15 protein-coding genes are annotated in these 22,733 nt (G+C 39.8%); 3 read left to right on the forward strand and 12 right to left on the reverse strand.

From position 1 onward, the window contains the following. Window positions 1-79 precede the first annotated feature (79 nt). Both J8M01_RS23295 and J8M01_RS24285 read right to left on the reverse strand, forming a co-directional pair. Window positions 80-607 carry a GNAT family N-acetyltransferase gene (locus tag J8M01_RS23295; protein WP_211059525.1) on the reverse strand — a complete coding sequence of 176 codons (528 nt, stop codon included), beginning with the start codon at window positions 605-607 and terminating at the stop codon, window positions 80-82. A 380-nt stretch (window positions 608-987) separates the two neighbouring features. Then, a complete protein-coding gene (locus J8M01_RS24285) occupies window positions 988-2,907 on the reverse strand; it encodes a S8 family serine peptidase (RefSeq protein ID WP_211059526.1) in 1,920 nt (639 codons plus the stop codon). Window positions 2,908-3,531: 624 nt separating this feature from the next. Here J8M01_RS24285 and J8M01_RS23305 point away from each other — a divergent pair. After that, window positions 3,532-4,749 (forward strand): glycoside hydrolase family 18 protein, encoded by a 1,218-nt coding sequence (locus J8M01_RS23305; protein ID WP_211059527.1) that lies wholly within the window; start codon window positions 3,532-3,534, stop codon window positions 4,747-4,749. An 83-nt stretch (window positions 4,750-4,832) separates the two neighbouring features. On the opposite strand, the gene J8M01_RS23310 is transcribed toward J8M01_RS23305, so the two are convergent. Next, entirely contained in the window at window positions 4,833-5,249 is a 417-nt protein-coding gene (locus J8M01_RS23310; RefSeq protein ID WP_211059528.1) for a globin family protein, read from the reverse strand. Between the two features lie 394 nt (window positions 5,250-5,643). Between J8M01_RS23310 and J8M01_RS23315 the strand changes: the two genes are divergently transcribed. After that, window positions 5,644-7,089: a polysaccharide deacetylase family protein gene (locus tag J8M01_RS23315; RefSeq protein ID WP_211059529.1), complete on the forward strand. Its 1,446-nt coding sequence runs from the start codon at window positions 5,644-5,646 to the stop codon at window positions 7,087-7,089. Window positions 7,090-7,356: 267 nt separating this feature from the next. Here the strand turns inward: J8M01_RS23315 and J8M01_RS23320 are convergent, their stop codons facing one another. The 9 genes from J8M01_RS23320 to imuA form a co-directional block, all read right to left on the reverse strand. Continuing rightward, window positions 7,357-10,194 carry a TonB-dependent receptor gene (locus tag J8M01_RS23320; protein ID WP_211059530.1) on the reverse strand — a complete coding sequence of 946 codons (2,838 nt, stop codon included), beginning with the start codon at window positions 10,192-10,194 and terminating at the stop codon, window positions 7,357-7,359. A 398-nt stretch (window positions 10,195-10,592) separates the two neighbouring features. Beyond that, window positions 10,593-11,318: a hypothetical protein gene (locus J8M01_RS23325; protein ID WP_211059531.1), complete on the reverse strand. Its 726-nt coding sequence runs from the start codon at window positions 11,316-11,318 to the stop codon at window positions 10,593-10,595. Between the two features lie 333 nt (window positions 11,319-11,651). Further along, window positions 11,652-12,443, reverse strand: a complete 792-nt coding sequence (locus J8M01_RS23330) for a helix-turn-helix domain-containing protein (protein WP_210998077.1) — start codon at window positions 12,441-12,443, stop codon at window positions 11,652-11,654. 13 nt (window positions 12,444-12,456) lie between these two features. Then, the gene (locus J8M01_RS23335) at window positions 12,457-12,897 is read right to left on the reverse strand and encodes a carboxymuconolactone decarboxylase family protein (RefSeq protein WP_210998078.1); all 441 of its coding nucleotides are present in this window, start codon (window positions 12,895-12,897) and stop codon (window positions 12,457-12,459) included. A 117-nt stretch (window positions 12,898-13,014) separates the two neighbouring features. After that, window positions 13,015-14,283 carry a M24 family metallopeptidase gene (locus J8M01_RS23340; RefSeq protein ID WP_247671257.1) on the reverse strand — a complete coding sequence of 423 codons (1,269 nt, stop codon included), beginning with the start codon at window positions 14,281-14,283 and terminating at the stop codon, window positions 13,015-13,017. Window positions 14,284-14,559: 276 nt separating this feature from the next. Further along, window positions 14,560-15,876, reverse strand: coding sequence for a class I SAM-dependent methyltransferase (locus J8M01_RS23345; protein WP_211059533.1), 1,317 nt, complete (start codon window positions 15,874-15,876; stop codon window positions 14,560-14,562). A 111-nt stretch (window positions 15,877-15,987) separates the two neighbouring features. Beyond that, window positions 15,988-19,050 (reverse strand): error-prone DNA polymerase, encoded by a 3,063-nt coding sequence (locus tag J8M01_RS23350; protein WP_211059534.1) that lies wholly within the window; start codon window positions 19,048-19,050, stop codon window positions 15,988-15,990. Further along, window positions 19,050-20,453, reverse strand: coding sequence for a DNA polymerase Y family protein (locus J8M01_RS23355; protein ID WP_211059535.1), 1,404 nt, complete (start codon window positions 20,451-20,453; stop codon window positions 19,050-19,052). Before J8M01_RS23355 ends, J8M01_RS23350 begins: the two co-directional genes overlap by 1 nt. Next, a complete protein-coding gene (gene imuA / locus J8M01_RS23360; RefSeq protein ID WP_211059536.1) occupies window positions 20,450-21,130 on the reverse strand; it encodes a translesion DNA synthesis-associated protein ImuA in 681 nt (226 codons plus the stop codon). Before imuA ends, J8M01_RS23355 begins: the two co-directional genes overlap by 4 nt. A 232-nt stretch (window positions 21,131-21,362) precedes the next feature. Between imuA and J8M01_RS23365 the strand changes: the two genes are divergently transcribed. Beyond that, on the forward strand, window positions 21,363-22,580 hold the full coding sequence (locus J8M01_RS23365; RefSeq protein WP_211059537.1) for a DUF418 domain-containing protein: 1,218 nt from the start codon (window positions 21,363-21,365) through the stop codon (window positions 22,578-22,580). Window positions 22,581-22,733 lie beyond the last annotated feature (153 nt).

Genomic DNA, 22,733 nt, shown 5'->3' on the forward strand with positions numbered 1-22,733 from the left:
CTTTTATGCAGTAATAGCGGGCTATTACAAATGAAAGCAATGCCGAGAGTGAAAAAATAGCTTTATTGGGCAAATTCGCTTATCCAGAGCTGAGGTTAGTTATTGAATATACATAGTCATCGACTAACACACCTTTAATCATGGTGTTCTTTGCCATCACTCGAACACGAGTAAACCCTACTTTTTCAAGCAATTTATACGAGCTGACGTTATCTGTGGCGCAAATTGCAATCAGTTCTTGAATCGCGAGTGCCTCAAAAGCATACTCAACTAACAACTTCAGGGCATGGCTCGCGTACCCTTTGCCCTGAGCCTGTAGCTTTAGCATAAACCCAACTTCGCCAACACGCCTCTTTTTATCTAAGAGCTGTATACCAATATTGCCGACTTTCTCATCTGTTTCAGCATCTGTAATACTAAAATGCCAACTTTCACTCATGCATGATGTTTTTGCTATACGCCGGCTGAAGTTAGCGCTAAGTACATCCAATGGTAAACAATCGTACACATAGTGCATTACATTTTGACATTGATTCATTTCTAAAAATAACGCCCAATCAGATTGGTTAAGCGGCTCAAGCCTGACATTATCATTGAGTATATTCATTAAATTAACCTAGGGGCTGTTGATCTTTGCTGTTCTATTTTTGTTCTCTTTGAGCGTGCTTTTATCACGGCGCTTAATGTGTAGCCTAGTAATCTAAGCGAATATTAAGCAACAAAGAGAAAAGGGCGCTCAAAAGAACCGGTAGGCAGCGCTTGATTGGCTTTTCTACTATGTTATCGGCTGACTCACATGGAATAACCATGCTACGCAGCCTCTGACTTGTATAAAAGCCAATCAAACTGCTGCAAAAACGAACCGGAAAGATCAACAGCCCCTATAATGATATAAGCCGAATAGGCCTATCTTTACAGCATATTACTTATTCATGGAGAAATAAAAAAGGCCGCTTATGCGGCCCTATTCTAAGCTAATAGATTTTATTACGGTGTTGCTGTGATATTCACAGAAACACCTGTCGCAGTACTATAACCATAAACATCGATATACCACGTGCCTGCTTGTGGGTTAGTAAATGCGCAATTTTCAACATTACCACCCGCATAAGGTCGGCAATCCCACTTCGAACGAGTAGATGCTTTGCCATACGTTACATACAAATCAGCATCACCTGTACCGCCTGACATTGCAACGTTAAAGTTTGAATAACCATCCGCTAAGTCAAACGTATAACGAACCCAGTTACGGCGCGAAACATTAATGTTATTTGTTGTCTCATCAATTGCCGGTAAGTCACCACCTGGTGTACCTGAACAACCATTTGCATTTAAGTGATCAACGGCTGCTTTTGCTTGAACTAAACCATGGCCAAACTGCACATCTCTTCCTGGTGCACCTAAGTCTTCCGCTGTTGCTGTTAACACAGTACGAATTTGTGCAGCGGTACAGCTTGGGTGATGACTCCATACCAATGCAGCAACACCAGCAACATGAGGAGAAGCCATTGAAGTACCGGTCATTTTTCCGTAGTTACCTGGGCTGATATTAATAGCCGCCGATGTACCTGCATCTGCTAGCATCGCTGCACCAGCAACATCAGTCACTGTTAAACTTGGAATCGTTGTTTGGTTTGAATCACCTAAAGTGCCGCTGAAGCTCCCAGCTGCATTATTATATATAATCGCGCCTACGCCGCCACTGTCTTCACAATTCTTAACTTTATCATGGAACGAAATAGCACCACGTTGAATTAAACACACCTTACCATTGGCACCATTGTCAGTCGCTTCGCCAGTTGCAAAATCATATAAAGAAGCAGTAACAACACCTTGGTTTTCCATTGCATTGGTATCGTACGAAATACTATTTACAGTTAAAGATACTGAAGAGCCATCACCTTCTGGGTAAGTCGATTGCACATCAACGCCTGGCGCTGCAATTTCTACTTGGCTATTCTTTTGTGAGCTGGTGTATAAATCTTTATTTTTATCTACACCACCAACTGACATAACTGAATCATATGATGCAGGGAAACTTTCTAGATCCGTTGGATTAGATAACACCCCATCATTTCCTGCTGCGGCAATTAATAACATACCTGCATCTGCAGCGGCTTGCATACCATTACGTTCAGTCGTGCTTGAACCTGCCCCACCTAAGCTCATGTTTACAACATCAGCACCTGCCGATTGACATTTGTTAACTGCGTCAACAAGCTCTGATGAATATCCCCAACCACTTGCATTAAATACTTTAATAATATGCATTGAAGGATCTGTGCCAATCACACCTCGAACGCCAATACCATTGTTCAATGCCGCAATTGTGCCAGCCACGTGTGTACCATGTGGGCCACCATGTTCAAACCAATTTCCTGTGCCTCTGTCATTGGTGCCTGATATCGTTCCACCGTTAGAACCCATATCTTCATGTGGCAAATCTAGGCCAGAGTCAATTACACAGATCTTTTTACCGCCGCTGGCTGCTGATGCAACCATATCATCAACCTGATCAGCTTGAACTAAACTAATGCCATAAGGGATATCTTGAGACATTAAACGACGTGGTAAATCTTCCTCAACGTATTCAACATCGCTGTCTTCTTGTAATGTTTGCAGCTGTGCGCTGGTTAATGGTGTTACAACGGCATTCAGACTCGGTTTGAATTGTGCATTGTTAATTCCTAGGTTAAACATTCTAGATTGAGTGAGATGTGACATTTCACCTTCGCTGCCCATTACAGCTGAAGCTGTTCCTGATTTGTATTTAACGATATAACGCTTTGGAAGAGGCGATTTATTTGCTTCTTCTAGCATTGGTGCTGCCTGTAACGACGCTGAAACAGCAAGCGATAGTAAAGTTGCGCTGAAAAGTACTTTGTTGTTTTTTTGTTGCTTGATCATGGTTAAACCTGTCATTTGTTATTATTTTCGTTAAAAAATGTATCAGAAAACATAAAAATTAACATAGGTAAATGAAGCTGGATTGTAAAAGATTGTTAACGAAACCGACATAAAAATTAAATAATACATTTAAAACAACAGGTTAAAAGTAAATAGTTTCGTTATTTGAAATTGATAATATTTACACGACACATCAAGGTAAGAATATATAATTACAACCACTGTCTCTCAATCCATAAAACAGATCCAAAATACGCTTCGCGCTATCACATATACGTCGACTGATCATCTTACTCTCTCAATTACAAATAAAACCACAAAAATAACTAAACAATTGTTTTATATGAATTAAAAACCCACCTCCATCTACTAAGGCATTGCCTCGTGATATTAATTTTTGTCTAAATAAACGTATGTTATATCCAAAACTGGGCTATTTCTGACTCTTTAATACAAGTACATAAATCACTTACCCATAGATCACATCATTGCTTATTATTATTTTTCACAACGATTAAGTGTGCTTCTACTTACATTATTTTTATTCACTTTACATAAAATTAATATTGGTGCTACAACAAAGTCGCTAAACGATATGCAACATGTAAAATTAAGGATTATATAATGTTTAAAAAAACAGTTATGGCCAGCTTATTCAGCGTGCTCTCGCTTTCAGTAATGGCATCAGTAGAGCAGTCTTGCCCCCGTGTTGAAGGGTTTTACGCAACATGGGATCACCCTGCCGGTGGTAATATGGATATTAGAGATTTGGCGACCGACCAACTCACTCACATTATTGTCGCATTTGCTTACCCGCAGTCTGATGGCAGTATTGATACTCAAGAAGCGGATCAATATATCGATGATATTGTGAGTCATGCACATGCCAATAATACCGGTGTGATGATATCGGTCGGCGGCGCTGGGGTTGACTTTCTTTCAATGGATGAAGCTGCTCGAAGTCAGCTTGTGTTTAATCTCGTTGAATATGCCAAGCGACATAATCTCGACGGTATAGACGTTGACTGGGAAGATTGGAGTAGTTATAACCAACCTAACCCTGAAGAAAGTAACAGGCTCCTAAATTTAGTCAAAGATCTCCGCGCAGCACTGCCTAAACATATTGAGGTAACTGTCGACGTACAAGCCGGTGGTTGGTCAGGCATCAACTTTCACCCCGACTTAGACAAATATGCTGATATCATTCGCTTTATGGCCTATGACTATACAGGAGGCTGGGGGGGCTCTCCCATTAAACATCATGCATCATGGGACGATATTCATAGTGGGCTCGTAAACCCAAATATCGCCAGTCAAAGCATGATAACTAAATATGATGTAAGTAAAACCAGCCTAGGCCTGCCGTTTTACAATAAAACATTTATCGATGGTAAAAATGGTCCTGTATCAGGATACACATCTCGTGACATTGTTGATAACCTAGTCAAAGGGCTCGGTATAGACTATAACAGCGGGCAATATATCTTAGATAACGATGCATACTTTTGGGAAACCCCAAACTTAATACACACCAAAACACAATTCGTTGCTGAAAATGGATATCCTGGGGTGTTTATTTGGGAGTTACATCAAGACTCGAGAGATGAGCAATATAAGCTGCTAAATGTGATTGCCAAAGCACTTCCCAAATGCCAACCTTGCGCTGATCCTTGGCAGTCATATCCTGCTATTTATAACACAGGTGACACCGTAAGCTTTGCAGGGAAAAATTGGCAAGTAACGGGCGGCCCGCTACACAGCGTACAACCGATGACATTAGGGCATGCGCACAGATATAAAAACCTAGGCGCATGTAAAAACTACGTGTTAAGCCAACAGTAACCCCCTCTTCACTTGAGCTCGCACCAGATAATCTGTATCCTAAAACACATTATCTGGTACTGTATTAATCATACATGCACTGCTTACTCTCGAAATGCATGTGCTTTCATTACTGTGGCAATGATCCTGAAAACATCAACCCACGCTTGACGTACTTCTGGGGTCCAACTATTACCCAACCCTACTTTAAGTGTATGTAAGAGCGCATTACCTACTGGGGTAAAATCCTTGGCGTGCACGCCATATGCAACATGCCTATCAGCAAGTTTATGCAAGATAGGTATTAATGCATCTAAATCGTCTAAACCATTTACCGCAACCTTAAGGGTTGCCATCAACTTTTGGCCTTGGCTTTTCAAGCTATTTTTAAATAAAGGCTTTAACGATGGATCATATTGGAAAAGGGTGGTATAAAAAATATCAGCAGCTTGCTCTGCAATGGGTTCAACCTGCGCAAAACTCTGCTGCACCAATTGCTTTTGCCTGTTCGTTATCGCCATTGCCCTGCCTAATTATTCAGTTAGTTTGCACATTACCTTCTAATTTAGTCGTTAAGCGCTATTGTCGCGAATTATATTTAGTTATTTCTTTATATATTGAACATGAAGCTCGCTTCATCAAAAATAGGGTAATGCATGCCTTTTTTGCTATCTTCAATGGTGATAAGAAAACCAAAGCACACAACTCAAAAAATTCTCACTATTTCTGTAAAAATACAGCCTGTACCTAAATAACGCACTTTTGCAACAAACCGACACACAAAAAAAACAAGCTTTACATTACAACAACATAAAAGTAAGTATTTTCGATCAAAAACAAATTTATCCTTTTCAAATACACTTCATATGTATTAATATGCGCACCGTTTTTAGGTAAATAGGTCAAGGAAGATATATGTTCTTCAGTAAAAATAAATACACTTCAAGGTTTTTTTTAGGGAGCGCATTCGTTGTTGCCATCTCCGGATGCAACAATCAATCATCGAGTGATGCGCCTCTAATTAGCGAAAATGTCGGCACCAGCGCAAGCACCAACAATACTAACACTGAAAAAAAAATAAACATCGCAACTCAAATCAGTGGTAACGGAGAAGTGATACCCGCATCACTTATGGCCTCTCCCAATGAAAAGTATAATTTTTCATTGGCAACTGCTACGGGTTACAGTATTGATCACGTTACTGGGTGTAATGGCATGCTTAAAGGTAGTACCTACATCATTAACAAAGTAAAAAATGATTGTACTATCACAGCCTCATTTTTGCCTTCGACCTACACTATTTCTTCTGTAAAAGTGGAACAGGGTAATATTAAGCCGGCTATTACCAAAGTGACACATGGTAAATCTCATAGTTTCATGATCACGCCCAATGAAGGCTACCAAATACGCACGATTAATGGTTGTTTTGGTATACTTAAAGGTAACAGTTTCACTATTAAAAATGTTGTAGAGGAATGTAAGTTAAACGTTGAATTTGAAAGAAAGTCTTACTTAATTAATACACTGATTAATGAAGATAACAACTTTGGGGTTATCTCCCCAGCATCCGCGAAGGTTAAGCATGGAGAGAATATATCCTTTAAAATTACACCCCAAAATGGATTTGAGGTTGCAAATGTATCTGGCTGTAATGGCATGCTAACGGGTAATACATATACAGTAAATAATTTAACTGAAGCATGTGCCATCACAACAGAATTCAAGCCTATTGGCCGTTTAATGATTTCTTTCGATGATGCATACGCTGAATCTTGGTGGGAACGCGCTCAGCCTATATTTGATTTATATAATATGAAAGCAATCTACTACGTCAATGCTGATACTGTCATTCAAAGAGATCAGAAGCATTATATTGATTCACTATTCGCACAGGGAAATATAATAGGCCATCACTCATGCTCTCACCAATTTGCTCGAACGTATAAAGGTGATTATATAAAACAGGAAATACAGAGATGTATTGATTTCTATAAAGATTATAATCTTAAGCATTTCGCTTATCCGTATGGTTGGGGTACTGAAAGTATAACAAAAGAGCTTTCTCAAATATTTTCCACTGTTCGCTTATTCAGTGTTAATTGGAATGGACCATCAACTAGAGCGGGTAGTGCGATGTCAATTGATGGACTGGAGAGACCCAGCTGGGAAATTGTATGGAAGTTATTAGACAGAGCACGTGCTGAAGGGTTAACTATTCATTTAGCAACACATGATGTAATTCTAGATTGTCAATTAGCACAAAATGCTTGGGCTATTTGTCAAAGTGAGCTGAAAAATATATTAGAATATGCTGATAATTTAGGACTTTTACTCGGTCCTCCCAAAAGCTGGCTAAAATAACAAATTGTTTATCAATATGCTGGCGGAAAACTGTTGGCATATTGATAGCTTAGAAATATCCCTCTTATTTTACCGAGATACTTCTGGCCATCGAACATATATACTAAAACCTAATTTCTATTCTTAACTTTGACCCTGTAACGTCGCTGTAACTCATACCACTATTTCTAGTGTAATAAGTTGCTCACATGAAGTTATTAGCACTAACCCAAACTACGTGCATAAGAAAAACCACATATCAAGTGGTTTTTCTTCAATTAAACTCGCCTAAAAACTACCAGTATATTGCAACGAGAATGAACGTCCCATCACAGCAATTGTGGTCGGGTAAACTTCACGATTAAACCACGGTCTCCCAGAATCCCAAGAGCCATCATTACGTGCTCTGGTATCGCGTAAATTATTAACCCCAAGCCTCAATGAGTGTGCATCGTTGATGTCATATGTCACACCAGCATTATAAATCAGCCACGGTTTTAATCGCCCTCCCAGCACCGCTCTATTTTCAACTTGTCCATTTGGGTCTTCTGCATTCCATGTTGAACCATAGCGAATTTGTTGTAGAGAAACACGCCATGCATTTTTATGCCAAGTAAAAGTGTTATCTACTTTTGAACGTAGATCATCGTTATCAAAATCATCTCGATACTCTTTATTTATGGGATCTCCTGGAAATTCTTGGCGGATCACTTCTAAAACATGGTTGTAACGCATATTGGCAGTAAATTCCCCCCAACTACCCGCGTCATATTTATATATTACGTTCGTTTCAATACCTGTTAGTTCGTTAAATGATTGATTGACATATGTCGTCCGTATTTTATCAACACTATAGCCGTTGGTTGGATTAGTACCTGGAAAACGGTCCACACGACTTATTATTTCATCACAACGCTCAGCAGTGACATTGGCAGTTCCTCGACGACACGCAGCTTCATTTTTGAAAAAATCGGTTAAATTCCATGACTCCACTTGATCTTCAATACGAATTCGATAAGCATCAAATGTCCAATCAAGTCCTTCAGTTACCTCCCATGCAAACCCTAGCGTAGCGGAAAACCCAGTTTCTTCTTTTAGCTTTGTATTACCCGTACGTTCGATAAAAATGGTTTGTGATGCACGCAAACGTCCAGCACTATCTGGATCACATTGCTCTGTTAATGCACCATCGTTGGTTCTGCCAGCCGAAATATAGTCTTGACATAAAAGCTCTAAATGATCATCCGTTATACCGCTATAAGACCCAGATGGGCCCGCATTCACTTGATGAATGTCAGGCGCTCTAAATGATGTGCCATAACTTCCTCGCACTAACAAATCATCGGTAGGTCGATATTCAATTCCAATTTGATAGGTAAATGCACCATCTACATCGGTATTATCATCATAATAGTCGTAACGGCCTGCAATATTGGCTTTCACTTGCTCTGTAATTGGCACTTCAAATTCAAGTGCGACTCCATACCTATCGCGTTCACCACTGCCTTCTGTAGCTGTTAAACCGTTACCCCATCCTTTGCTTTCATCTAATGTTCGTGGATGGGCTGAAATTCGATAATCTTCCGAACCATACTCAACAACGGCCGCAAATCCTAGATCTCCTGCTGATAACTCCATGATTGCACCAGACAAACTCGCCGTTAATGTTGTAACACTTGCATCTGCTGTGGAATCATTAGACTCTAAAATAGCGTCTCGCCCTGCTTGATCTAATGGACGCCAAAAACGCTGCCAGTCAGGGCTATATAGCGGGTCGTTGGCATCTAGCCTTGCACCTAGAAAGTAGTCTCTGGCTTTATCTGCTGCAACCAATATTTCAGACTCTGAGTTTTTCGATTTACTGTGCGAGAATGCAACTTCGTACGCTATCTCTTCAAGTACAATGCCTTTCATGCCCGCCGCAACAAAATACATGTCATCTTCGAAATGCCCCTTGTTGTCACCGCCAATTTCTGATGGCGTAAACGTACGCTGTAAATATAAAGGCCTGTTTTCAGCTGTCTCATCTAAAAAGAAACGACCGTATGCTAAATTATCAATTGGGGAGTTATCTGAACGCCAGCTGGGACCTAAACCGCCTTGGTTTGCTGAGTCACTGTTCCAGTAAAGTAAATCACCAAAAACTTGGTGGTCATCTGAAAGATCCCACTGAAAATTGTTATAAATCGACACATTTTCGCGCTCATTTATATACGAGCTATCGCCTGTTGTATCCTTTCCGCAATAATAACCTCGGTCAGGACGTAAAGATAAATCATATTCAGTCCATTGATCGCATGCACCATTTATGAATTCATTAGGGTGAACATATTGAGAGCCGCCCGCAATCGTCCAAGCCATAACACTTCGTGAGTTGACTCGTGAATATAGTGGTTGAGTATCAGTGGCCGGTCCATCATCCACAGAGTCTAACCAGTCTCTTTCATTACCGAGTAGCATATCTTGTTTTGAATAATCAACTGAGTACGTCCAAGAAAATGATTCTGTACTCGCTCCACCTGTGATCGTAAACTTACGATTGTCTGCGCCGCCTTGATCTGTGGTACTTGCTAGTGCTGTTACAGTAGTGTGCTCAACATTCTTTTTGGTTATTATATTAACAACACCCGCCATAGCATCAGAACCATATACCGCTGACTTTCCTCCGGTTACAATTTCTATTCTAGCAACTGCTGACGTCGGTATTGTTGATAAATTAAACACATTATTTTGACTATTAAATGCACGTGGATAATTCGCAACTCGTCTACCATTTAACAAGACTAAAGTTCTATTTGGCCCTAGCCCACGTAAATTAACCGTTTCTGCATTTGGTGTGAATGAATTCGTAATACCTTGCCCTTGAATGGTCCCCGTTGCAGCCGTTAAAGACTGGATTGCTTCATAAATATTAGGAAAACCTTTATCCTGAATATCTTCCGCAGTCAGCACTTGAATCGGTGCAGGGCCTTCAATTTCAGTACGCTTAATTCTTGAACCCGTTACTTCAATCCTGTCGAGTTTTATCGTATCTCCCTTGTCAGCAGCGACCGTTACACCAGATGATGCAGCGGATGCCAATAAGGCAACTTTAACACTTATGGCGATTATATTTCGTCCTTTCACATTATTCCCCTGAATATTACTTTATTGTTTTATTGGATAGTGATGGGTGAAACTTCATCACTCGTACCTTTTTCAACCGCATTATAAACAAATAAAATACAAAAAATAAACATTTATCAAACACAAAATAAACACCAAGAGCACATTAAATACACATTAAACACACATATTATGTAAAAAAACGACATGATCAGCGAGCTGCACTCAACGACAAAAGTGGGTTTTTAGATTTAGCGGTTTTTAGATTTAGAGGTTTAGAGATTCAGTAATAGATAAAACTGTGTGTATGGCATACGAGTGGGGAACTTAACTGCTTAACTAGCCGCCGAAGAATAATAACTTACTTCGGGTGCTGTGCACAAACAACGCTGCTGTGCACAAAAAAACCATAAATCAGGTCATTGCACAAAACTGAAACGGTCGAGTAAATGAACAGCATCCGCACGTAAACCCGCACCTAATAAAGACAATTTTGATTCTAAGCTGATCCGTGTATTGTTAGTCTCGTTTTTGCGGCTCCCATGCTTTAGGATCCCTCCATCGAAAAGTAAAACTTGTCCATACTTAACGTCAATTGGTGTAACTTGACCTGTCCCATAATCAGATTCTAACCACAAAGTTGATGTACCCGCGGTATCCACTAAGGGCAACCACATATTAATTTGTTCAAAGTGATGAGTTATAGAATAGTCATCATGGAATTCGCTGACAGGCAGTGTACCGGGGAGATGAACCCGTATATCTGGACGTTCATCAAAACTGAGTTCATGAGCAACCTTGTACGCTAAGAACTTGTTAATAAACTGATGATATAATTCAATTAAGCCACTTCCTTGAGTTTGAGTAATGATCATGTCTCTAAAAAATAAATTATCCTGAGAAAATAGTTGTTGTGATAATCCAAACTCGGCCCTTTGAACCATAATATTCTCATGATATTTATCAATCTTGTCGCACTTTAAAATCTGTTTACTCATGATTTCTGCAAACGGAAACTGCTGAACATCAAAATCCAATAACAACCAATTTTTTAACGGCGTATGCGAGCATATACATGCATGAGTAAAATTTTCACCTGCAAAAACTTTGTTTAATTCAAGTGTACTCGGCGTAACGTTAATCATTAAAAGTACTCCATGCTATTGTGCAAGCAAATAACGAGTGGAGGCACTGAACATGCGCAATGTATTCTCACATCGTGTACCGTTTTATTGCATACAGCCAAATGCCCTTTCTCACTAACAAAGTAAGACCGCAAGTGCTGTTTACTTTCTTGAATTTTATGGCTTACATGTCCTTTGTGAACTCTCACTCTCATCACTCACTTATAATTAACAACTCTTAGTTCAATGCAAATAGGTTAGTGGTATTAACCAGTATCAGCAATTACAGAGCATTACAGTGACATGTAATATCTTAATGATATTTCGGGTGTTATTGTCTTTTTCACAAAAGGCCTACGCCATTTCCTGACAATAATAACTGGGAGTATGGTGAGTAAAGTATTTAAATTCACGTGTCATATGCGCTTGATCTGAGTAACCAAAATCATAAGCCAACTGTGTTAAACTACATTTTGGCGCCTTTTTTAAATAATCGATTGTGTCATTAACCCTAGCAATACGTTGATATTGTTTAGCCGTGATCCCAAGCGATTGTTTAAACAATCGGGCAAGCTGTCGTTGACCAATAGGTAATTCTCTTACAACATTTTGTAATAATAGCGGCTGTTTACAGCGAGACAGTGCTTTTATCAATACGGGATCAAACCCTTGCGCTAACTCACATAACGGGAGTAACTTCCGATACAAAAGAGTGAGCAGCGCCTGCGGGTTTTGGCTATAACATGAAAGGTGTAATAACGCATCCCACGTATCATGTTTTTCAGACTCAGTGCTCTGCGCTGGGGTAATTTCATTTGGTTGTGCCAGTGGAGATAATTGCGCCATCCCTCCAGGTTGAAAACATATGCCCACAACCCGGGTATTTGGATAAAACGCGATTTTTTGCGCTTGTGATGCCGTTGGGCATAAGTACACACCTGCTGATCTCTTCTCATCCCCCAGTAGTACACTACCTGATAAACAATACACAATTGAATTAGATGCATTGGCTTTTAAGTGCCGCAACAATATGTTGTTGCTATCATAATTTGCAACCCAAATACCCTGCACGTATTTCGTCAACTTACCTTGAGGGAAATAGATGCGTAAATCGAAACCATCCCTCTGTTGCAGCAACATTTTCATTACTTTCTACCCATTATATTTCGGGTTTAAACACTCTGGCGATTCGATTCCAGCTATTAATTGCATTAATTGCGAAGGTCAAATCACAAATCGCGCGTTTATCCAAATGTCGCTGTAAATTGACCAATTCAATACCGTCGATATCCTGATTGGCAGTGATTAACTCTGCCCATTTCAATATGGCTTGCTCTTTTTCTGAGAAAAGTGATGATGCTTGCCATGCACTTAATGCAAATAACCGCTCTATTGACTCCCCATTAGATATAGCGCTCTTACTATGCATATCAATACAATGAGCGCACTGATTAATTTGTGACACACGCATTTTGATTAAATCCCATAGTAACAAATTTAGAGATTTAGAATCGCCAAATGCGGTTTTCAAATATGCCTCTTGTTCTAACAATATTTCAACCGCATTGGGTGCTAATTTATAATAGTTAATTGCTATCATGTGGCGTTCCTTATGATTAAAACCATAATGTAACGCGTACCTAATTATCCTGTATTGAATAAAATCGACATGACAGAAAATGTATAGAAACATCCTTTTTTGCCCCATTCCATGTCGTTATTTTGAAGCACTTTCTACCAAAAATAATTGTGTTTGTCGTCCATTTAAGTATTGCACACCCTCCCTGGTAAAAATCGCATCTTCTTCCAACATAATACGGATCTCTTTGTTCCATTGTGGTAGATAGACTGCGTTGTTAAGCTCTATCGAATAAGCCGTATTGAGATGTAAAGGATAATCACCATCGCCAACAACCCCTTGCTGAGCATCCCACATACCTATTGTCGTGCCCGCGCCATGACCATGAAAACCAATTGGGTGCGTGTAGATGGTCGGCTTTAATTTTTGAGCTATAGCAAACTCACGAGCTCGCTTCAAAATCACATTACCAGTACGCCCTACCACAAATTGTTCTGTCAAAATATCTTGCAATAAATTACCTTTGGCGAGCGCATTCTGTAAATAATCTGGTGCTTGCAACTCTCCTTTTTTAAGTACGTAAGCGTGCTGCTGCGTGTCTGTATTTAAACGCAAATATGTTATACCAAAATCTAAATGTAATAGGTCTCCCGGTTGGATCACATTTTCACCATTGGCATTGGTAAAGCTCGCCTCATGATCAAAGGCCTCCACACCAGCTCTTTGAATTGACACACTTGGGTGAAACCACGTGGTGAGCTTTAATTCTCGTACTCTTTCTCGGTACCACCATGTCAGGTCATCTGTCGTTGTTTCTCCGACTTTTATTACCTTACTTGAAAAACCTTCTGCAATGATTGCATGGGCAATTTTAACAATCTGACCATACTGGAATATTTCATTTTTAGTACGTTGTTCCAACCAAGCCACAGCTAGCGGTTCAGCTGATACCAGTTTCTTTTGATAGCCTTTTGGTAAATGGGCAACAAGCAGCTCTTTATCAGTGACAACCAGCCCATCAGCATGTGCCCAATGCTCGGAGGTATTCAGCGCGATGCTATTTGGTTTATATTTTTCTATCACCTCAGCCAAAGCTTTCCATTGATCGGGTTGTTCTGACTTATTCCAAGCCCGTTGAAACACGTCACCCACATTGTATGGTGCAATAGCCAATGCATCCACTTGACCATGTTTGTTGCGTGCGAAAAGCAAAACTGTTGTTCTTCTCGCTGATAACCACGTGGCAGGGAGCAAGGTTTTTAATACGGGGTCTTCATTATATTCCCTGCTGATTAATATCCACATATCAATATTTGTGTCTTTCATCAATTGAGGTAAAAGTGCTTTTACCCGTTCCTGAGTATTATTATCAATCCATTGTGCACGTGCTTTCATGGGCAAGATCATATCAGCCAATTCCGTTTCAGCGTGACTTAAAAAGCTATAAAGTAAAAAGGCGAATGACAATAAAGCACTCAACAACTGAGTATGATTTTTATTATTTTGATGCATAACTAAAGTGCCTAAAATGATTTAGTATAACTTACACTAGCAGCCATGAAATAAAATACGAAAGAATTGCGTTAAGTGGTGTGAAGGTGAAAAATAGGCTATTTATAAGCAAGAATAAATAACCTATGATCACATACTCATTCAGTCACCATAGACTAAGTAATACAAGCTCTATACTGGCGTATTCTCACTTTTTGATAATAGGCAATCCATCAATGCGTCATTCATTGTATTAACTGCAACGGGGTTTTCTAACCCTTCATAGTGCTCAATTAACCACTGTTCAAATAATGGAAACGATTCATATTCGAATAATGCTTGCATCACACTATGTAATGGCAGATCCAGCAATTCTACTAATCTCAATTGAGCCTGCCACTCATTGTCTGGCACACTAAGTCCCCCGCCATGCTTCCCTGTTTGTGAGCGTTCATATATTCTTTTGACCAATTTTATGCCATTGCTTGTTGTAACGTCCCAACTAGATAGTTCTTGCTCTGATGTAGGTATTACCTTTAAAGGAAACCGGAATACGAAATCGGCACTATTGGGAGTCACATAGTCATAGTGAATTTTATCACCTCCTTTAAGTATCGCTTTGTGTGGTAAAAAGGTCAGCGGAATATTGAGACTACACTCATTTTCAGTTAAATAATGTGTTCCATATACCTTAATATCTGTAGTTAACTTAAATCGATATCCTGTTTCAAACCCCTCAGGAATAAGTTGAGAACCAGAAAACGCACTGCGATCACCTTTATAAATATCTAGCGCATGCTCCAGATCTAACTTAAAAAACTCACCCAATAAAACATCCGGATTAATGTCATCTACTAGCCATGACTTAAGTGATACCTCTTCTGGTATAAGTACACCTGAAGGTTTTAAATACTGAGATAAATGTGCAAAAATAAAAACTTGGGGTTCTCGTTTTAATAATGCGGTCATTGTTTCTGAAATAATGATGTCGAATAACCTATTTTCTGAGGCTTGCCATTGAGTCGCATCAGCGCACACTATGTCAATAATATTATCTTCAACACCAAAATGCGTGATCAGCGCTTTTACCGCTGCTACATTTTCTGGGTGAATATCTATTAGTGTTGCCTTAACCTGTGTGTATTCTAACACCGATAGTAAAGGCAGTAATAATGTTGCATATGGCCCAGTCCCAGCATAAAGCACTTGAATCGTTTCATCACTCTGAGCAGCTTTATCTTTTATTGCTGAATGTACCCCTTGCATAAATTTTTGACTGCGTAACGTTTCCTGTAAGCACTTCGCAGCCTGTACGGGCGATATTGCGACACCTTGATCGGTGGTAGCATCATTCCACTCATTCATATCAAAATGTGCGCTGATCCCCGTAGTAGTAGCAAGGTACTCAACTAACACTGAAATATATGGTGCCATTAACCCCGCATCTGGCTCTGAATTCAGTAATGCTAATACCGCATTTTTATATTCATTATCACTCACATGTTCCATACATATCCTTTCAAGTAATTCTGTATACCTTCTCAACATAATGCATCAAAAATAACTATAATTGCTATTACAGCAACTTACACACATACACTCTAGTCATTGAGCCCTCCATTACATTGTTAGCAGGTCGCTTAAGTTAGTCAAGCGCCCTGCTATCACATGAATTACTTTCTCTTCTTTTTCTATAATCCCTTTTACTTCTAGTATTTTTGCGTTTAAATATGCTTGCTTTTGTGCTCTTGCAGTACCTAACCATACAACAACATTAATATTTCCCGTATCATCTTCTAACGTGAAAAAAGTCACTCCTTTTGCGGTCCCCGGTGATTGCTTTCCCGTCACAACCCCGACAACCGTTACCCAAGATTTATGCTGTAAGTTCATAAGGTGCTGCGCGCGCGTAAAGTGCGCTAACTTTCCTGCCTCGTCTAATAGGGTGATCGGGTGCTTATTTAAACTCAATCCTGTTGATTTATAATCTTCAATCGTCGTGGCAATCTCTTCGGCTTCTCCTACTGGAGCTACATTCTTCTTTTGTATTTGTTCCACAACTAATTCTGGCGTTCTAAATAATGGTAGGGTTGACTCTCTATCCATTATTGCCCATCGGGCACTGTATCGCCCATTGGTAAAAGTATGTAATGCATTGGCTGAGGCCAAATGCGACATCGTACGGTGTTCACATACCACCTCAAATAGTGCTTCCACAGTTTTATATCCTTGCTCAGGCCGTTCAGTCACCACCGTTTTTGCAATGCTTGCTTTAAGTCCTTTAATTAATCTAAGTCCTAAGCGAATGACAAAACCGTTATCTGTTTCACATACTTTATGATCATAATCCGACTGATTCACGCACACCGGCCATATTGTTACATTATGACGATCAGCATCTTGACATAGCTGTGACGCACTATAAAAACCCATAGGTAAACTATTTAATAATGCACAATAAAAAAAAGCGGGATAATAATACTTTAGCCATGCCGATACATACGCCAAAACCGCAAAAGAGGCTGAATGGCTTTCTGGAAAACCATACTCTCCAAACCCACAAATTTGCGAAAATATTTGTTCTGCATATGCTTGAGTATACCCTCGCTCTTGCATACCGTTTATCAGCTTATTTTTAAACTGCATTAATTCACCTGACTTTTTCCATGCAGCCATTGCTCGGCGTAATTGGTCCGCCTCTCCGCCACTAAAGCCAGCAGCCACCATTGCGAGTTTAATCACTTGCTCTTGAAATATCGGTACACCCATAGTACGAGACAACACATCTTTAACGGCTTCCGAGGGGTAACTAATTTCTTCTTCACCATTACGACGTTTTAAAAATGGATGTACCATATCTCCTTGAATTGGGCCTGGACGTACAATCGCAATTTGAATCACTAAATCGTAATAGCAAGCAGGTTTTAAACGCGGTAGCATGCTCATTTGTGCACGCGATTCAATTTGAAAGACGCCTACCGTATCTGCATTTTGTAACATGCCATATACCTGCGCATCCTCTTGCAAACGTGTTATATCGGCTATTTGCCAACGATGGCCTAAATGTAATTCTATTTTTTGAAATGCTTTTCGAATCGCGGTGAGCATGCCCAAAGCAAGTATATCTACTTTAAGTAACGCCAAACTTTCTAAATCGTCTTTATCCCATTGAATAACACTGCGCTCTGTCATACTGGCATTTTCGACGGGCACCAATTCATACAAAGGTCCAGCAGAAATCACAAAGCCACCTACATGCTGCGATAAATGCCTTGGAAATCCCATAATTTCATCCACAAGCTCAATGAATAGTTGCCCCAAAAAAGAGTGAGGGGCGAGCCCAAGTTCAACAATTTGTGCCTGCCAGTGTTGTGATTTGTCACGACGATTTATATTCTTTATAAAATACTCAAGTTGAGTGGCATCAATACCCAATGCTTTACCCACATCCCGCACCGCACTTTTAAACCGATAGCTCACGACTGTCGCAGCTAAAGCAGCTCGTTCTCGGCCATATTTTTTATAAATATATTGGATCACCTCTTCTCGGCGTTGATGTTCAAAGTCAACATCAATATCCGGCGGTTCATTGCGCTCTTTACTAATAAAACGTTCAAATAATACCGAAATCTGCTGAGGATCCACTGAAGTAATTTCTAAGCAATAGCATACGACCGAATTAGCCGCTGAACCGCGTCCTTGATATAAAATGCCTTGCTGTTTAGCAAACATCACCACATCGTGTATCGTCAAAAAAAAATACGCGTAATCAAGCTCCTCTATTAACGCTAATTCTTTATGTATAATCCCTATAATATGATCGGGTACCCCATTGGGGAAGCGCCTCTGTTTCCCTTGTTCAACTAATGCACGTAAATAACTCATAGCAGTGTGAGAGCGAGGTACTAACTCACTTGGATATTCATAACGCAACGAGTCTAAATTAAACTCACAGCGCTTTGCTATCACAACCGAATTGTCCACCCATGCTTTTTTAAACAACTTACTTAACTTATTAATGCTTCTTAAAGAGCGCTCAGCGTTACATAACAAAGTACTACCGACTTTTTCAACCGAGGTACCCAATCTAATCGCATGGAGAACATGTTGTAAGCGCTGTCGAGTAGCGCTATGCATGAGCACCCCACCGCATGCACTTATCGGCAATGAAAACTGTGCACTGAGTGACTCACAATGTGCTAAGTAAGCCGCATCATTATTTTGTAAGTGTCGCTGTACGCCAATCCATAAACGGTTAGCATGATATTGCTGTAACCACGATGCCCAATAATTGTCCCGCTCAGATAAACTTGGTAGCCATAAAATAAACCCATGCTTTATTGACATCACATCCCATAAAGCCAATTCATATTGCCCTTTTTTGCTGCGCTTACGCGCATTGCTGATGACTCGGCATAATTCTGCGTATGCTGTACGATTTGGGCAAATAACCACCAGTTCTAAGTCTTGATAACGTAATAAGCTACCAATGATCAGTTTAACACCTAACCCATATTTCTTTACTGCTGTATGGGCTCGTACGACACCTGCAACTGAGCACTCATCACAAATAGCAAGGGCATCATACTTCAAAAAGTCAGCTTGTTTTACCAACTCTTCAGGATGTGAAGCGCCTTGCAAAAATGAAAAGTTACTCTGACAAAATAATTCAGCGTACCGCATTAGTGAAACACGCCATGCACAAACCATTGCTGCGTTGGATCTCTAAATACCCATAACCATCGCCCACTAGGATCTCTCGCTATAAAATAATCTCGAATAATAGGTTGTGCATCCCACCACCCCGTTGAAATACGTTCAGGCCCTTGCTGTATAATTACTTTTTCAGATAAGATCTCAGGAAAGGGCAGCATAATTGTTGGCCGTATAAAACTCGCATCACGTATCAAATCAGGTGTCTCAGCACCCAGAGTAACCGAACTATTTGCTTTCTCCGGCCGGTGATCAGCATGCACTTGCATTGTATGTATCGCATGCTCGCCTAACTTAGCTTGCAATATAGAAAGCAAGGCAGTGCGAGAGCCTCCTTTTTGCTGTTTTGAAAATAAATCACCATTGGTATTTTCATAAGCTGTAATACGCTTAGCCTGTAAACTTAGCCCCTGTATAGGGGCATCAAGCTGAACATTTGACATCGCAAGCTCACTCAGTGCTAACCACTTCGTCGCTTTATATTCTCCCTCTTTGGACTGTACGGTTACCACTAACGCCTCACAGTCTCTTTGCTGTAATGTGATATTAATTTGATACGCAATCTTATTACGGCTCGATAAAAAATCTTCCAGCTGGAGTAATAATTTATTAAGCGGCTTACTTAACCAACTTATATTCTCTAGTTCGAAAAGCAATTCTAACTCACGCGAAAAGCGCTCGGGCGGCTGATAAAAATTCACAGGATGCTTAAAATGCCCAAGTAAACGACCCACATAATGCACCAACTCGGCGTCAAAACGCTTTGCTAATTGCACCATTGGAATAGATAAAAGCGCATCTAAGGTGTGTACTCCTACTCGAGTTAGTTGCTCGCTCATGCTATGCGGTAAGTCACTTTCATGTAACGCATGAGCTCTCACTGCACGTAAGAGTAGTGCATGATCATCCGTGATTTTATTCATGCCGTTTCTTGCCAACAACTTAGCAGCTAAAGGTGAATAGCCACAGGCATAACAATAATTAAATCCCAAACGGTTTAATAAAGTACTTATAGATTGCCAGTAAGCGTGCAGCCCCTGATACAGGCTCAACATATTACTAACCCTCAGTAATAAACCTGCATCTGCAAAAAAGCAGATATCACTCGTCAGCGTGTATAAGCTATGGGCAATTTCTTTTAATTTTTCTTGTTCAAGCTCTTTATTATAGGGCTGTACCTGTAAATTCTGACACAATGATGCCGCAGCCCCAAGACCTTGCCCCATGGTGATACCTGCTGTTTGTGCCTTGGTACATGCTTGTACAACTCTATTGTCTTTCCCCTCCACAATAATGATAGGTTGATGCGCTTGTTCACAAAATAAACTATCTAATTGCAAGCTATTAAAATGTAAATATACCCACAAAGTCATGTTATTAACCTGCGGCGATGCTGTGCCAACGAAACGACTTTTCTCTCTATTGTCGGTCGATATAACGCAGGCCAATAACTGGAAATATCGAGTATAAAGTGTGTTTTATCCCATCTTCCTTTTTGCTTTTTTATAGTAATAGCAAGGCCATGCTCATGAGCTTGTAATTTTAAACATAAAGACACAGGCAAAGACAGGTTAACCCCCTCTGCACTGCGCATTAAAAATAGTAATGCTTGCCCTCGTTCAGCTGCTAGCTGTAAACGTTTTATATGATGTATCGCGAGTCTATTTTGCCAAAGTAACACACTACTACATTCTGCACTTTTCAAGCACTGCTCAGCAGCCCATAGTGCATCAATCTCATTATCAACTGATAAACTCAATAACAAAGCAGTCTCAAAGCCTAAGTGAAACAACCCATGGCCATTTATATATCCCGGAGGGTTAATAAAAATAGTCAACTTTTTCTGTTGCACTAGATATGGCAATAATAAACGCAACTCTCCAATGCCTTGCTGCGCTTGAATATCAACAACACCATATTTGGGCAACCCCCCTTGTAAGGCTTCATCAAGTTCATCGTTCCCAGAGCTAACACGTTCAATATTGCCAATTTGTTCGTCTCCATGCCATACCAATTGCTGACGCTGTAATAAATCAATAAGGTCATTCATAAGCAACCACCAAAATACTGTATATAAACACAGTATAATTATTATTAGCAGATCCGCAAGATCTATTCCCTTAAACCAACCTATACACCACACTACTTTCGGCGACTCATTGCTTTATTATGTGCAATTACATCATAAAAATAAGCACTGTATTTACGTGCTATAAATGTGGTAAATAAAAGTACAAAATGGCATCATGTTTAAGTAAATAATAACAATAAGAATCAACAGTATGACTCTTCAACAAGTACCTAGGCTGCCACTACTCGATATTTTTAGGGGGTTTGCAATTTTTGGTATTTTCTTTGTTAATATAACAATTATGCATTGTTTATTTATCAATCAAGATGCATTCTCAGTACAATTTCAAGACCCCCTAAGTGACACCGCAAACCGACTATTACAATTATTTTTCTACAATAAATTCTTCCCCATTTTTTCATTTCTGTTTGGCTTTGGTATTGCCTCTCAAATGCAAAAGAAACGACAACTTAAACAGCCTTACATTGCTTTTTTTACTCGCCGAATGAGCATATTGTTTATGTTTGGTTTAGCGCATATTAGTTTTCTGTGGTCTGGTGATGTCGTACATCTGTATGCCATTCTGGGTTTACTGTGTTTAGTGTTCATTCATGCTTCATGCAAAATCTTAGTGTGTATCAGTGGCGTATTGTTGCTTTTCCCCTTTTATGATCAACTCACCCATGTAGTACTCCAAGCACTTCCGATGCAACTAGACAAACAATTATTGGCATATACTGAACAGGGAATTATCGATACTTTGCGTCACGGTAATTATTTGCAAATTATCACTTTGCACTGGCATGAGTATGTGGCTAACTTACCTATGCTACTTTTTTACTTAGGGCCCATTGCCCTTTCAATGTTTTTGTTAGGTATCGCTGCTGGCAAAGCAAGATTAACTTTCGCAAGTAAGGAGTGGACGCTTCATTATAAAAATATGGCTATTTTCATTGCTATCATAGGCTTGATATATAAAGTTATCTTTCTTTGGCTGTTGCCTGAGACCCAATTATATCGCAATGAACTATTACGCCCACTGTGGTTAAAAATGATGTTTTTAAGTGATGTTACATTGGGTATATGCTACCTATGGGGCATAGCATGGCTATGGCACAAATATATTGCACAAAAATTCCTTATGCCCTTTTCCTATGTCGGGCGTACAGCACTGAGTAACTATTTATTACAAAGTTTTATTGGCTTGTTACTTTTTACCAGCTTAGGTGCATCACTATATCAAACGCTTAGCCCCATGCTTTGTTTTATCATTGCGTCTGTGGTGTTTATGGTACAAATTGGCATAAGCGCAATTTGGTTGCATTACTTCCAATATGGTCCATGTGAATGGCTATGGAGATGTGGGTCATATTTAGAGTGGGTCCCTTTTAAAAAGGTAAAAGAAAGCGTAACACAAATACATTCTTGAAGTAGGATGGGCACGCTCTATAAAAGTAGTAGTGCCCATACACCAATTAACTACTTAACCTCAGCTCTGCATAAGGGTTTTGGAATAGAAAATATTTTTTAAACCAACTTACGTACAATCCAATGATGATATTTTGTTCAATATCAAGGCGCT

The organism is Pseudoalteromonas sp. MMG005 (genome assembly GCF_018101015.1).
In the GTDB taxonomy this organism is placed as follows: Bacteria; Pseudomonadota; Gammaproteobacteria; order Enterobacterales; family Alteromonadaceae; genus Pseudoalteromonas; species Pseudoalteromonas aurantia.